Origin of the sequence: Methylophilus luteus (assembly GCF_042676265.1) — a bacterium.
Taxonomy (GTDB): domain Bacteria; phylum Pseudomonadota; class Gammaproteobacteria; order Burkholderiales; family Methylophilaceae; genus Methylophilus; species Methylophilus luteus.
Genome location: NZ_JBHTKB010000003.1, coordinates 245,805 through 259,916, shown reverse-complemented (window position 1 = coordinate 259,916; position 14,112 = coordinate 245,805). Strand labels below are relative to the sequence as shown.

Annotated in this window: 10 protein-coding genes and 1 riboswitch; of the genes, 4 read left to right on the top strand and 6 right to left on the bottom strand. The window is 53.9% G+C overall.

Translation table 11 applies throughout. The annotated features are described in order from the left end of the window. Position 1: 1 nt before the first annotated feature. Both ACFQ1Z_RS13555 and ACFQ1Z_RS13550 read right to left on the bottom strand, forming a co-directional pair. Positions 2-1,474 (bottom strand): efflux transporter outer membrane subunit, encoded by a 1,473-nt coding sequence (locus ACFQ1Z_RS13555; protein WP_379058577.1) that lies wholly within the window; start codon positions 1,472-1,474, stop codon positions 2-4. Continuing rightward, positions 1,461-2,123 carry a TetR/AcrR family transcriptional regulator gene (locus ACFQ1Z_RS13550; protein WP_379058574.1) on the bottom strand — a complete coding sequence of 221 codons (663 nt, stop codon included), beginning with the start codon at positions 2,121-2,123 and terminating at the stop codon, positions 1,461-1,463. The genes ACFQ1Z_RS13555 and ACFQ1Z_RS13550 overlap by 14 nt, the downstream gene beginning before the upstream one ends. A 205-nt stretch (positions 2,124-2,328) precedes the next feature. On the opposite strand from ACFQ1Z_RS13550, the gene ACFQ1Z_RS13545 reads away from it, so the two are divergent. Beyond that, complete coding sequence (locus ACFQ1Z_RS13545) at positions 2,329-2,868, top strand: YaeQ family protein (RefSeq protein ID WP_379058571.1); 540 nt, start codon at positions 2,329-2,331, stop codon at positions 2,866-2,868. Between the two features lie 48 nt (positions 2,869-2,916). On the opposite strand, the gene ACFQ1Z_RS13540 is transcribed toward ACFQ1Z_RS13545, so the two are convergent. Beyond that, positions 2,917-3,432 carry a hypothetical protein gene (locus tag ACFQ1Z_RS13540; protein ID WP_379058568.1) on the bottom strand — a complete coding sequence of 172 codons (516 nt, stop codon included), beginning with the start codon at positions 3,430-3,432 and terminating at the stop codon, positions 2,917-2,919. A 153-nt stretch (positions 3,433-3,585) separates the two neighbouring features. Continuing rightward, complete coding sequence (gene thiC, locus ACFQ1Z_RS13535; protein ID WP_379058566.1) at positions 3,586-5,496, bottom strand: phosphomethylpyrimidine synthase ThiC; 1,911 nt, start codon at positions 5,494-5,496, stop codon at positions 3,586-3,588. A 27-nt stretch (positions 5,497-5,523) separates the two neighbouring features. Then, a riboswitch (TPP riboswitch) is annotated at positions 5,524-5,634 on the bottom strand. A 143-nt stretch (positions 5,635-5,777) separates the two neighbouring features. Here thiC and ACFQ1Z_RS13530 point away from each other — a divergent pair. The 3 genes from ACFQ1Z_RS13530 (at position 5,778) to ACFQ1Z_RS13520 (ending at position 11,090) form a co-directional block, all read left to right on the top strand. Then, a complete protein-coding gene (locus ACFQ1Z_RS13530; RefSeq protein WP_379058563.1) occupies positions 5,778-6,185 on the top strand; it encodes a hypothetical protein in 408 nt (135 codons plus the stop codon). A 208-nt stretch (positions 6,186-6,393) separates the two neighbouring features. Continuing rightward, entirely contained in the window at positions 6,394-10,098 is a 3,705-nt protein-coding gene (locus tag ACFQ1Z_RS13525) for a PAS domain S-box protein (protein WP_379058561.1), read from the top strand. Continuing rightward, the gene (locus ACFQ1Z_RS13520; RefSeq protein WP_379058559.1) at positions 10,095-11,090 is read left to right on the top strand and encodes a response regulator; all 996 of its coding nucleotides are present in this window, start codon (positions 10,095-10,097) and stop codon (positions 11,088-11,090) included. Before ACFQ1Z_RS13525 ends, ACFQ1Z_RS13520 begins: the two co-directional genes overlap by 4 nt. 72 nt (positions 11,091-11,162) lie before the next feature. Here the strand turns inward: ACFQ1Z_RS13520 and gatB are convergent, their stop codons facing one another. Next, positions 11,163-12,608, bottom strand: coding sequence for an Asp-tRNA(Asn)/Glu-tRNA(Gln) amidotransferase subunit GatB (gene gatB, locus ACFQ1Z_RS13515; protein WP_379058556.1), 1,446 nt, complete (start codon positions 12,606-12,608; stop codon positions 11,163-11,165). Beyond that, complete coding sequence (gene gatA / locus ACFQ1Z_RS13510; protein WP_379058553.1) at positions 12,609-14,099, bottom strand: Asp-tRNA(Asn)/Glu-tRNA(Gln) amidotransferase subunit GatA; 1,491 nt, start codon at positions 14,097-14,099, stop codon at positions 12,609-12,611. It abuts the gene before it with no gap. Between the last annotated feature and the right edge of the window lie 13 nt (positions 14,100-14,112).

Here is a 14,112-nt window from a genome sequence, read left to right as displayed (position 1 = left end):
TTTATTTACCCTTTTCTGTCGTTTTATTGCCTGGCACGGCCTGTTGTACCTGCTTAGGCTGCTGCTGCGATTCATACCAGTCGCCACCAAAAGCCTTATACAGTGCGATCCACTGTAAAACCCGGTTCTTTTGCTGGGTGACCAGATTGAGCTCGGCATTGATCTTCTGGCGGCGCGCATCTTCCAGCGAAAGCAGGTCGATACCGCCGGATTTCCAGTTCAACTCTGCGGCCTGGAAATAGCGCGCATATTGTTGCGCACTGGCCTGTTCGGATTGTGCACGCCGGTTGGCACTGTCCAGATTGACCAGCGCCTGCTCCACCTCTTTCAATGCCTTGCGCACATCTTGTTTATAAGTCGCCATCAGGCGGTCAAAATTGGCACGCGATTCCGCCAGATCAGCGCGCAAGGTTCCGCCATCAAAAATCGGCAATTTGAGTGAAGGCCCATAAGACCAGGAGTCGGTACGTGTCACCGCGCCACCAAAACTGGTGCGGCGGTAGCCTATAGATCCGCTCAGTGTCAGGCTGGGGTAAAGTTGTGCCTTGGCTACGCCAACATTGGCGCTGGCTTCAGCCAGGTTGCGCTCATCTATCGCCAGGTCTGGCCTGCGCGTCAGCAGGCTGGCCGGTAGCGCATTCACCTCGAACACGGCCGGTTGCGGCATGCCTTTACCCTTGGCCAGCAAACTGCGCAACTCTGCTTCCGGCAGGTTGGTCAGCTCGACTATGGCTTTCACCAGACCATCGCACTCGGCCTGCTGGCCATCCAGGGTAGACTCACTGGCGTGGGTAGCTGCCTCTGCCAGCGCCAGGTCAGACGGGGCGGTGAAGCCAGCCTTGGCTGAAATGCCTGTCAAACGCGCGGTCTCCTTGCGCGAGTTGAAAGCACCCTGCAAGGCCTGCACCGAAGCCTGGCAGGCACGGTAATTCACATAGTTATTGGCTACTTCTGCCGCCAGCGTCAGGCGGGCATCGTGCCAGGCAATCTTTTTCGCTTCCAGCTGGGCTTTGGCAGCCTGCTTGGCGGCTTTGATCTTGCCGAACAGATCGACTTCCCAGCTTGCGTCTAGCGAGATGGAATCGATCTCTATGGTGGTCGCCGGGAAAGCACCGCCACCGCCACCACCTTTGCTGCGGTTCATGCTGCCGGTGCTGCTTAAATCAGGGATACCCTGCGCCCTTGCCGACAGCACATTGGCTCGCGCAGTGCGGATATTGGCCAGCGCAGTCTCCAGCGTGGGGCTTTCTTTTTGCGCTTGTGCCAGCAACTGGTCCAGCACCGGGTCTTTGAATTGTGCCCACCAGTTGGTCAATGCCACCATATTGCCGTCGTGGGGCAATGGCGCCTGCCATTGTTCTACTGTCACCGGGTTAGGGCGTATGTACTCATCTATCACCGAGCAACTTGCCAGCGGCAAGATCAGCAGCAGCCAGGTCAGCAGCAGCCAGAGACTATGTTTACTCAACTGCATAGCCTGGCTCCATTCCCTGCAATCCATGCAAAAATAAATTCACCACAAAAGCCAGGTGCACTTCTGCATCCCAGTCCGGCTCCAGTACACCGAATAGCGCCTTCAGGCGCGGCGCGGCGATCAGCAACTCGCAAAAGGACTCCGCCGCACGTTTGTAATCTTGTGCGGCCAACTGGTTTTTTGCCGCGTAAAAACTGAAAATATCCGCCAGCATCTGGTGTATGCGCTCCGGCCCTACCGCTTTCATGGCACGGGATAATTCCGGCAGATGCGAGGCTTCAGCCACGCCTATCTTAAAGAACGACAACATGCGTGGCTCCAGCACGCGCTTGAGCATAAAGCGGCCTATATCGGTGAGCACCTGCTGCAGCGTCTGTTGCGATAAATTATCAATCTGCACCATGGCCGAGACATCTTTCTCAACCATGTGTTTGATGGCGGCGATCAGCAAGGCGTATTTATTCTCATAGCGCTCATAAATCGTGCGCGTAGACACGCCGCAAGCTGCGGCGATGCGCCCTATGCTGGTTTGCGACACGCCTTCCAGCATAAAGATCTCCAGCGCCTGCTCCAACAGCAGCGCATGACGCTCTTGCTCAGTGCCGGCTTTGGGGCGCCCGGCTTTCACTTTATGGGGTGAAATTTCCATATTTGGTAAAGAAATCAATGTCTGCCTGAAAATAAAAATAAAACGTTTCTTTTTTATTTTATGCCAATCTATAAAAGACGCAAGTCATTTCTTGTATCTGAGCCGTTACGAGAGCACCGATTCCTTGTCCGCTTGCATGGCCTACCTGCCGGCGCTGCATGTTTGCTATACTCGCCACACTTTCATAGTTAAGACATATGCACGCATGGCGCTCAAATCCACCATTTATAAGATAGACCTCAATATTGCGGATATGGACAGGCATTATTACCAGCAACACAATCTGACGCTGGCCAAACATCCTTCCGAAACCGACGAGCGTTTGATGGTCCGTTTGCTGGCATTCGTGCTCTACGCGGATGAGCACCTGCAGTTTGGCAATGGCTTAAGCGATGACGACGAACCTGACCTGTGGCAAAAAGACCTGACCGGCGCGATCCAGCGCTGGATATGTGTGGGCCTGCCGGAAGAGCGCGAGATACGCAAAGCCTGTGGCAGAGCTGAACACGTAGTGCAGGTGCTTTATGGTGGCCGCACTGCTGACATGTGGTGGGCGCAAAACAGCAAAGCCATGCTCAAGCTGGACAATGTGACTGTGATCAACCTGCCGGATACCGAGCAGCTGGCCGCGGCCGCGGCACGCGGGCTCTCCATCAGTTTTAGCATACAGGATGAACAGATACTGGTGAGTTACGAGGGTGGCAGTTTTGAGATAGCCGCCATACGCCTGAAAGACATAGGCTAGCCTGGGCCAGCATGCAGCGCAAAAAAGCCGGCTAGCGCCGGCTTTTTGTTAAGGGAACAGGCTATGCTCGGCTGGCCACACACCTCTATAGCTTGCTTCAGGGTGTTTGCTGACCAGGCTTAACCTTATCTCGTTCAGCCTGCGCAATGGCACCGACACTATCATCAGTATATTGCCCTGCTCTATGGCACTTTTATACGACTTGATGCGAAAACTGGGCGCTGCACTCGCCACCGCCGCGGCCCAGGCCGCACAAGCGATCGCGCCCAGCACCATGCAGTAGGGGATCACCGTCAGCGACACTTCGCCGAACCACCACGGCACCATATAAGCCAATATGCCGCCTAACAGCCCGGATATGGCACCGAACAAAAAACCGCCCATCGCGCTGTAGACCACATCAGACCTTTCCATGGCATGCACCTTGGGCAGGTTGCCTAAATATTGTGGCTGGTTGGCATGAAAATGGATGTGATCCTCGTCTATCCTTTGCAGCAGCAACTCATCCATCAGCGTATGCGCGCTTTTGATATCAGGTAAAACAAAATAGAGCCTGCGTCTCATGGCATTCTCCTTGTAGTGACTGTAAAGCTACGAGAACAGTTTGAAACAATTTATTGCCTAAAATTCAATTATTTACATCTCGCATGCCTGCGCGATACCTGCCATAAAAAAGCCAGCATTGCTGCTGGCTTGGGCTTACTGCTACGGGCTAAGTTACACCTTCTGGTAAACCTCACTGCCTTTTTTCACGAATTCGATGGCTTTTTCCTGCATGCCTTTTTGCAGCGCTTCTTTTTCATCTACGCCCATTTTGTCGGCGTAATCACGTACGTCCTGCGTGATCTTCATGGAGCAGAAGTGCGGGCCGCACATGGAACAGAAATGCGCCTGTTTGGCGCCTTCCTGCGGCAGGGTCTCGTCGTGGAATTCCTTGGCTTTTTCCGGGTCCAGGCCCAGGTTGAACTGGTCTTCCCAGCGGAACTCGAAACGCGCCTTGGATAAAGCATTGTCGCGGATCTGCGCGCCCGGGTGGCCTTTGGCCAGGTCAGCGGCATGGGCGGCGATCTTGTAGGTGATGATGCCTACGCGTACGTCTTCCTTATCCGGCAGGCCCAGGTGCTCTTTAGGCGTCACGTAACACAACATGGCACAGCCGTACCAGCCTATCATGGCAGCGCCTATGCCTGAGGTGATATGGTCATAACCAGGCGCGATATCGGTGGTTAACGGTCCCAGGGTGTAGAACGGGGCTTCGCCACAGTGCTCCAGTTGCAGATCCATATTTTCTTTGATCAGGTGCATGGGCACATGGCCGGGGCCTTCTATCATGCACTGCACATCATGCTTCCAGGCGATCTGCGTCAGCTCGCCCAGCGTTTTCAGCTCGGCGAATTGTGCCTGGTCGTTAGCGTCGTAGATAGAGCCAGGGCGCAAGCCATCACCTAGTGAGAAACTCACATCGTACTGCTTCATGATCTGGCAGATATCTTCAAAATGCTCATACAGGAAAGACTCTTTATGGTGCGCCAGACACCATTTGGCCATGATGGAACCACCGCGTGAGACGATACCGGTCATGCGCTTGGCCGTCATCGGGATATACGCCAACCGTACGCCAGCGTGTATGGTGAAGTAATCCACGCCCTGCTCCGCCTGCTCTATCAAGGTGTCACGGAAGATCTCCCAAGTCAGGTCTTCGGCCTTGCCATTGACCTTTTCCAACGCCTGGTAGATAGGCACGGTACCGATAGGCACCGGTGAGTTGCGTATGATCCACTCGCGCGTCTCGTGTATGTTCTTACCGGTAGACAGATCCATCACGGTATCGCCGCCCCAGCGCGTGCCCCACACCATTTTTTCCACTTCTTCAGAAATAGAGGAGCCTAGTGCCGAGTTGCCGATGTTGGCGTTTATCTTGACCAGGAAATTACGGCCTATGATCATGGGCTCGATTTCAGGGTGATTGATGTTGGCCGGGATGATGGCACGGCCACGCGCCACTTCGTCACGCACGAATTCAGGCGTAATGACTTTAGGGATGCTGGCGCCATAGTGCTGGCCAGGATGCTGGGTCTGCAGCAGTTCGCTCATGTTTTCACGGCGCTGGTTTTCGCGGATGGCGATAAACTCCATCTCCGGCGTGATGATGCCCTGGCGCGCATAGTGCATCTGGCTGACATTGTGGCCGGCTTTGGCGCGCAAAGGGTTGCGGTGCAGGTTGAAACGCATGTCGGCTAATTCAGGATCGACCAGGCGCTGGTGACCGAAATCAGAGCTGGGGCCGTCCAGCTGCTCTACATCACCACGTTCCATGATCCATTGCGCACGCAAGGCTGGCAAACCGTTACGGATATCGATATCCACTGCCGGGTCGGTATACGGGCCGGAAGTGTCATACACCACGACTGGCGGGTTGCTTTCACCGCCAAAGCTGGAAGGCGTATCGCTGAGCGAGATCTCCCGGAACGGCACCTGGATATCAGCACGTGAGCCTTGAACGTAGATCTTGCGCGACTTGGCAAAGGGTTTGCTGGTGGCTTCGTCGACTTTGGCATCCGCATTGACGAATCTGGTGTTTTTAGACGGCGGGCTCTGGGACTGAAGATTTTTGTCTATGGCGTTCATTGGGCATCCTTAAAAGAAAAGACGTAAGGATGCGGGACTTTGCATTCCCTACGGCGGTATCAACCGCATCAGGTTCGAAGGGTAATTCTCACTGCAAAACCTTTAAAACGAAGGATTTACAGACCCCTAGCAAGGAACGGATTGTGCGTGAAAACCACAGATAACGCAAGCGACACCGCATTTGCCGTGGCGCATATTGACAGACAGATCTGTCTACAATCACATTTCCCGACACAATTAAAAATACGGGACACCCTTAAACCAACGCTCAGGAGAGAAACATGGAAGTCTTATTGATAGGCGCAGTCGCCTGTACTACCGCTTTAATTTTATCGGCATGGCTGATGACATTCGCCCGCTGGTTTCCCATACCGGGGATAGATGGCGGATTTCTGATCGATTACAAAACCATGATACGTGCCCACGTTGACTATGCCCTGATGGCGTTGTTTCAGCTGGGTTTTTTTGCCACAGCCAGAACCGCCGGTATAGAGCTGCACCATTTTGCCTGTGTCTGTGTCGCCATAGGCGGCTTTACCAACCCAACCATTTTCACCATTGCCGCGTTTGACACTGACTTCTGGAGCAAAATGAAATGGAAAGTGTTTTCTGCCATCAGTTTTGTACTGACCACCATAGGTTTTATGACTATCTGCTACCAGCTGATCTGTCACGTGCTGTGCCACTGACCAGCACGGCGGCACGCACCAGCCCGTGAAAAACCCTGCCTGCGCAGGGTTTTTTTATATTTGCCGGGTGACTTAAATATCAATCAAGTCAACAAGTTAAACTCAGAATTAGCCTTTTAAAACAGCATTATTCTAAAGATAATTTTCCGCAGTCACGCGCTAGACTAGCCGTTGCAAATCAACTCTTTTTCTTCAAGGCACGTAGCGCATGGATTGGTACAGTATTTTCTTTTTTCGGGAAGGTTCGCCCACCCCTTTGCTGTTCGGTACTTATAATCCATGGCTGGTGATCCTGTCAGCGCTGGTCGCTATCGGCAGCTCAGTGCTGGCCTTGCAGCTCACTCGCCTGTCACAAAAACAGACTTCACTGGTTTCGCAGAGATTTTCCATTCTTGCCAGTTCGGCGTCACTGGGAGCAGGCATCTGGGCCATGCATTTTATCGGCATGCTGGCTTACGAGATCTGTACCAAGGTCACCTACAACCCTGAAGTGACCATGATCTCCATGATGCCAGGCATACTGGCGTCTTACTACGCGCTCAACCTGATGACGGAAAACCAGCTTGATTACGGCAAACTGATCAAAGGCGGGCTCTCGGTAGGCACCGGCATAGGCGCCATGCACTACACCGGCATGCTGGCCATGAAAATGGAGCCGGTGCTCAAATTCGACCTGGTGTGGGTATTGATCTCGGTGATCGTCGTCGTCAGCCTGGCGACGCTGGCTTTATGGACCGGGATATTCCTCAACCAGAAAGGCAAGCTACCGGCCAAAGTCAGCATAGTACTGGGCGGCGTGCTGATGGGCAGTGCCATCACCGCCATGCATTACACCGGCATGGCTTCGGCACGTTTTATCGGCCAGGCACAACCTGGCTTCAACCCCGAAGACAACCAGTCCATCTCGCTGGCGCTCGGCATCACGCTGGTCACCATACTGATAGGCATCATCGCAGCGGCGATCAATGTGCTAATCAGTTATCGTCAGGCGCTGACAGCCATACAGGTCAGTGAAACGCGCTTATCGACCATTTTGAACACCGCGGTGGACGGCATAGTCACCATTAACACCACCGGCCAAATCATCTCCTGCAATGAGGCGGTAGAGCGCATATTTGGTTGGCGTAAACATGAGATGGAAGGCAACAACATCTCCATGCTGATGCCGGAACCAGACCGTTCCAACCATTTGTATTATCTGAAGAATTACCAGACCGGTGGCCAGGCGCAGATACTGGGCGAAAGCCGCGATCTGGAAGCGATCAAAAAGGATGGCACCCAGTTTCCGATACGGCTGGCGATAGGTGAGGTGAAACTGCCGGGCGAAAAACTGTTTGTCGGCTTTATCACCGACCTTACCCAGCGCAAGGCGATCGAACAGTCCATACGCGAAAAAGACCAGCAGATCCGCTCCATGATGAATAATATTCCGGGCGTGACTTTCCGCTGCAACCTGGACGATAACTGGAGCATGCGCCTGATCAGTGATGCGGTGCTGGAAATGACCGGCTGGACAGTAGAAGATTTTCTGAGCGGCCACATTCATTTTTCGCAGCTGATTTATGCCGACGATGCACAGCGTATACAACCGATAGTCGAGGCTGCCGTCGCCCATAGAACCAACTATGCGATCGAATACCGTATCACCGACCGCAAAGGCAATGAAAAATGGATCTCGGAATTCGCTTCTGCCATTTATGGCAACGACGGCATGGCCGAAGCGCTGGACGGGGTCATGCTGGACGTGACTGAATCCAAGCAGAAAAATGCCGAGTTTGAGGGCATTGCCAACGCCATCAACAACTCTACCTGCATGGCTGAGTTCACTATCGATGGTTTCGTGCTGACTGCTAACCAGAGATTTCTGGACCTGCTCGGCTATGAACTGACAGACATATTAGGTCGCCATCACTCCATCCTTTGCCCGCCTGAGTTTATTACCACCGATCAGTACAAGCAAAAGTGGGTATCGCTCAGAAGCGGTGAGTTCGTGCATGGCGAGTTTTTGCGTTATGGCAAAAATGGCAAAAAAATCTGGATCCATGCTTCTTACAGCCCTATGCGCGATATGGATGGCAAGGTCATCAAAGTGCTGATGTTCATGATAGATATCAGCGAGCGCAAGCAGATGGAACAAGAGATGCTGCTGGCCAAGGACAAAGCCGAACAGGCGGCCAGCGCCAAGAGCACTTTCCTGGCCAATATGAGCCATGAGATACGCACACCGATGAACTCCATCATAGGCTTTAGCGAATTGCTACTGGACACCGCCATGCAGCAGGAACAACGCAATTACTTATCCACCATCAGCCAATCGGCGAAGTCATTACTGCATTTGCTGAATGACATCCTGGATAGTGCCAAGCTCGAAAAAGGCATGCTGGAACTGGAGATAGTGGATTTCTCCATGCGTGAACTGGTCGATAGCGTGATTTCTTCGCTATGGCTGCAGGCGCGCAAAAAGGAGCTGGAACTCAAACTCACGCTCGCCCCGGAAGCCACCGGCTATTTCAAAGGCGCTGAGCACCGTATCCGCCAGGTATTAACCAATCTATTGGGCAATGCCGTAAAATTCACCGAAACCGGCCATGTCGAGCTCAAGGTCTACCCGACCGAGAGCGGCGAGATACAGTTTGACATGATAGACACTGGCATAGGCATAGACGCAGACCGCCTGCAAAGCATCTTCGACCCGTTCACCCAGGCAGATGCCACCATGAGCCGCCGTTTCGGTGGCACCGGGTTAGGCACCACCATCAGTAAACAACTGGTTGAACTGATGGGCGGACGCATCCGTGCAAGCAGCAAGATAGGCCAGGGGAGCTGCTTTAGCGTGATACTGCCATTAGCGGAAGGCATACGCATAGAACAGGCGGTTGATATCGCGCAAAGCATGTTGCCATCGCTCAACATACTTGCAGCTGATGACATAGAACAGAATCGTAAATTGCTGAGTATCATGCTGGAGAAACAAGGGCATAGAGTCACCCTGGCCTCGAATGGCCAGGAAGTCATAGATGCGCTGCAAACCCGCCCCTTCGATATCATCTTGATGGATGTACAAATGCCGGTGGTCGATGGCCTGACCGCCAGTTTACGCATCCGTGAGATGGAGCGCGAAGCAGGCTGGGACAGGACACCTATCATCGCCCTGACTGCCAGCGTGCTGGAACAGGACAGGTTAGCGGCCAAACAGGCCGATATGGATGGCTTCAGCTCCAAGCCTATCGAATTACCTTTATTACTGGCCGAAATGCAGCGGGTATTGACTGGCGCAGTGCCAGCACCAGCTGAAGTGGAAGCTGAACCCAGCCTGGCGCAAAAAGAATTCGACCTCAACAAAGGGGTGATGCTATGGGGCGACCAGCAAACTTACCTGATCGAAGTCGATCAATATCTGCAGGAAGCTCCGCGCCATATAGAAGCATTGCAAGCGGCCATAGAGGCTAAAGATCATGCCGCATTCAGGATGATGGCACACGCCAATAAAGGGGTGAGCGCCAATCTGGCGTTGCCTAAAGTGCAGTCCATCTATGACGCGCTGGAACACATTACCGAACAGCGTTGGCAAGAATGCCCGGCATTGATTGCGCTTTTAAAAACCACGATCGAAGCCTTGCAACAGACCATCAGTGCATTGCTAGCCGCTGCACCCGCAGCTGCCCGATCTGACGAGGTCACATCGCATATCGCTGCCGACCAGTTGCTGACATGGTTGCAAGCACTGCGCTCGCTGGCAGCAATGGCAGAACTGGATGATAGCCTGGCGAATAAACTGCTGCAGCATGCGCCGACTGACTGGCGCCAGCCATTGCATGCCATTACCCAAAGCCTGAATGACTTTGATTTTGAACAGGCGGTGATCCATATCGACGCCCTATTGGAGGCCCAGACTCAAGGGACGACTTCATGACCGATTACATGACCCAGCAAGCCAAGATCCTGATTGTCGACGATGAACCGCTCAATCTCAAAGTCCTCAAGCAAGTGTTGCAGGATGACTATCGCCTGAGCTTTGCCAAGAACGGCGTGGATGCGCTGGAGCTGGTCAAAAAAGAAAGGCCAGGGCTGATCCTGCTTGATGTCATGATGCCGGGCATGACCGGCTTTGAAGTGTGCAGGCAATTGAAAAGCGACCCTGACACCCATACCATCCCGGTGATTTTTGTAACCGCGCTTGCCGATGAAGCCGATGAGTCAGAAGGCTTTAATGCGGGTGGCGTCGATTATATTAACAAGCCCATTTCACCGGCACTGGTGAGAGCGCGGGTGAAAACGCACCTGTCACTGGTGCATATAGACGAATTAAAAAACACGCACCTGGAACTGATACAACGCCTGGGTCGCGCAGCAGAATTCAAAGATAATGAAACCGGCATGCATGTGATACGCATGAGCCATGTCTCGGGCAGGATAGCGCTGGAAATGGGCATGGATGCAGGCTTTGCCGAGCAACTGGTGCACGCCGCGCCCATGCATGATATAGGCAAGATAGGCATCCCCGACCACGTATTACTCAAACCCGGCAAACTGGATGAAGAAGAACTGGCGATCATGCGCACCCATCCGCAACTGGGCGCCGAGATCCTGGATAAATCAAACTCCCAGCTGATACGGCTGGCGCATACCGTGGCGCTGTATCATCATGAAAAATGGGATGGCAGCGGTTATCCGTTCGGCCTGAAAGGTGAGGAGATCCCGATAGAAGCGCGCATAGTCGCGGTTGCCGATGTCTTTGATGCGCTGTTGAGCAAACGCCCGTACAAGGAAGCCTGGCCGGTGGAAAAAGCGGTGGAAGAGATCAAATCCCAGATCAACCGCCATTTTGACCCGCAGGTGGTTGCCGCCATGCTCAGCTGCCTGCCGGCTTTGATCGCCATTAATGCAAAATGGCGCGAAGAATGATCTTCACGCCATTGTTTTCTTGTTAGCCACGCCCTGCTTGGGCCAGCCCTTACGCAGGGCTTCAGCCAGCTATCAACCTAATTTAGACTTTAGCAGCTCATTCACCTGGGCCGGGTTGGCCTTGCCTTTGGAAGCTTTCATGCACTGACCCACCAGCGCATTAAACGCCTTCTCCTTGCCGGCTTTGTATTCTTCTACCATAGCCTGGTTGGCGGCCAGTACCTCATCGATAATGGCTGCTATCGCACCGCTGTCTGATACCTGCTTGAGGCCTTTGGCTGCTATGATGGCATCGACTTCACCTTCACCTGCCCATAAGCCTTCAAACACCTGTTTGGCGGCGTTGTTAGAGATGGTGTTATCGGCGATGCGTTTTAATAAAGCAGCCAGCTGTGCTGCAGAAACCGGGCTCTGGTCTATGCTTTTTTCATCTGCATTCAGCTTGGCTGACAAGGCACCCATCACCCAGTTGGCGGCCTGTTTGGCGTCGCCACCGGCATGCACCACAGCAATGAAATAATCGGCCACTGCGCGTGAACCAGTCAGGTTGCTGGCGTCATAGCTGGAGAGTTGGTACTCACTGGTGAAACGTGCCTGCAAGGCTTGCGGCAATTCCGGCATATCCGCACGCACTCTGGCCTTGTCCGCCTCAGTCACTTCCAGCGGCAACAGGTCAGGGTCAGGGAAATAGCGGTAATCGTTGGCTTCTTCCTTGGAGCGCATGGCGCGGGTCTCACCGGTATCCGGGTTAAACAGGATAGTCGCCTGCTGGATAGTGCCGCCATCTTCCAGTGTTTCGATCTGCCACTGCGTTTCGTATTCGATCGCCTGCAACATGAATTTGAAAGAGTTGAGGTTTTTGATTTCGCGGCGGGTGCCTAATTTCTCAGTGCCTTTAGGGCGTACCGAGACGTTGACATCGCAGCGGAAAGAGCCTTCCTGCATATTGCCATCGCATATGCCTATCCACTGCACCAGTTCATGCAGTTTTTTGGCATAAGCGACCGCTTCTGCCGCACTGCGCATATCCGGCTCAGTCACAATCTCGAGCAATGGCGTACCGGCACGGTTCAGATCGATACCAGACATGCCCTCCACCGCATCATGCACCGATTTACCGGCATCTTCTTCCAGATGGGCGCGCGTGATGTTGATGACTTTTTCGTAAGCTTCAGTGTTTTTGCCGGCCGGCACCTGTATGCTGACCTTGCCTTTGCCGACCACCGGTAATTCAAACTGGCTGATCTGGTAGCCTTTGGGCAGGTCAGGATAAAAGTAATTCTTGCGGGCGAAGATGCTGCGCGGGGCGATCTCGGCATCTATCGCCAGGCCGAATTTGATCGCACATTCCACCGCCTGTTTATTCAGCACCGGCAACACGCCAGGCAAGGCGATGCTCACCTCACAGGCCTGGGTGTTCGGCGCGGCGCCATAAGTGGTTGAAGCGCCACTGAACTGTTTGGAGTTTGTCTGTAACTGCACATGGGTTTCCAACCCGATCACGACTTCCCACTGCATTTAGATATTCTCCAATGCGGCTGGCATTTGTGTATGCCAGTCTGTCACTTGTTGATAGGCATGGCCGACATCCAGCATGCGCGCCTCATCGAAATAATTACCTATGATCTGCAAGCCCACCGGCAACGGTTTGCCATCGCCACTCTGGGTAAAGCCTGCCGGCACACTCATGCCTGGCAAACCGGCCAGGTTGACGGCGATGGTATACAGGTCTTCCAGGTACATGGCGACCGGGTCACTGGTCTTCTCCCCGGCCTTAAAGGCTGTCGAAGGGGCAGCCGGGCCCATGATCACATCACAGTGTTTGAATGCTTCAACGAAATCCTGCGCGATCAGGCGGCGTATCTGCTGCGCTTTCAGGTAATAGGCGTCGTAATAACCGGCACTCAGCACATAGGTGCCGATCAGGATACGGCGCTTGACCTCGGCACCGAACCCTTCGGCGCGCGATTTCATATACATTTGCTGCAGGTCATTGTATTCGGCAGCGCGGTGACCGTAGCGCACGCCATCGTAGCGCGACAGGTTACTCGAAGCTTCGGCCGGAGCCAGCACGTAGTAGACCGGGATAGACAGATTGTTATTCGGCAGGCTGATATCAACGATCACCGCCCCCAGTTTTTTGTATTCGGCGATCGCGGTTTCGATCACTTTGGCGACTTCGGCACTCAGGCCTTCGGCAAAGTATTCTTTAGGCAGGCCTATGCGCAAGCCTTTGAGCGGTTGCTCGCCTGTCATGGCGGCCAGGCCACGCGTGTAATCTTCTTTTTCGCGGTTGACGCTGGTGGAGTCGCGTTCATCAAAACCGGCCATCACGTTAAGCATCAGCGCACAGTCTTCTGCAGACTTGGCCATAGGGCCGGCCTGGTCCAGTGACGAGGCGAACGCGATCATGCCATAGCGCGAAACCAGGCCATACGTCGGTTTCAGGCCGGTAAAGCCACACAATGAAGCAGGCTGGCGTATGGAACCGCCAGTATCGGTGCCGGTGGCTGCAGCACATAAACGCGCGGCCACTGCCGCCGCCGAACCGCCCGAACTGCCGCCAGGCACGCGGTCAAAATCCCACGGGTTTTTCACGCCGCCAAAATAGCTGGTCTCGTTAGAGGAGCCCATGGCGAATTCGTCCATATTGGTCTTGCCCAGGTTGACCGCACCGGCCGCGTCGAACTGGCTGATGACATGAGCGTCATACGGCGCAATGAAAGTCTCCAGCATTTTCGAGCTGCAGGTGGTGCGCCAGCCTTTGGCGCAAAAAATGTCTTTCTGCGCCAGCGGGATACCGGTCAGCGGGCCGAAGTCACCAGCGGCGATACGCGCATCAGCGGCTTTGGCCTGGGCCAGGGTCTTTTCTTCGTCCAGAGTGATAAAGGCATTGATGGCCGGGTTGAGCTGCGTCACGCGTTGCAGATAGGCTTGCGTGAGCTCTACACTGGAAACTTGCTTGCTGGCCAATTGTTGACCCAGCTGTTTGAGGCTACTGTTAATCATCATTAAAACCGTA

Bases quoted from the DNA above. Each gene is read 5' to 3' on its own strand.
- ACFQ1Z_RS13545 (WP_379058571.1), top strand. From the start codon at position 2,329: ATGGCGCTCAAATCCACCATTTATAAGATAGACCTCAATATTGCGGAT.
- thiC (WP_379058566.1), bottom strand. From the start codon at position 5,496: ATGAACGCCATAGACAAAAATCTTCAGTCCCAGAGCCCGCCGTCTAAA.
- gatA (WP_379058553.1), bottom strand. From the start codon at position 14,099: ATGATTAACAGTAGCCTCAAACAGCTGGGTCAACAATTGGCCAGCAAG.
- ACFQ1Z_RS13520 (WP_379058559.1), top strand. From the start codon at position 10,095: ATGACCGATTACATGACCCAGCAAGCCAAGATCCTGATTGTCGACGAT.
- ACFQ1Z_RS13530 (WP_379058563.1), top strand. From the start codon at position 5,778: ATGGAAGTCTTATTGATAGGCGCAGTCGCCTGTACTACCGCTTTAATT.
- ACFQ1Z_RS13555 (WP_379058577.1), bottom strand. From the start codon at position 1,474: ATGCAGTTGAGTAAACATAGTCTCTGGCTGCTGCTGACCTGGCTGCTG.
- ACFQ1Z_RS13550 (WP_379058574.1), bottom strand. From the start codon at position 2,123: ATGGAAATTTCACCCCATAAAGTGAAAGCCGGGCGCCCCAAAGCCGGC.
- gatB (WP_379058556.1), bottom strand. From the start codon at position 12,608: ATGCAGTGGGAAGTCGTGATCGGGTTGGAAACCCATGTGCAGTTACAG.
- ACFQ1Z_RS13525 (WP_379058561.1), top strand. From the start codon at position 6,394: ATGGATTGGTACAGTATTTTCTTTTTTCGGGAAGGTTCGCCCACCCCT.
- ACFQ1Z_RS13540 (WP_379058568.1), bottom strand. From the start codon at position 3,432: ATGAGACGCAGGCTCTATTTTGTTTTACCTGATATCAAAAGCGCGCAT.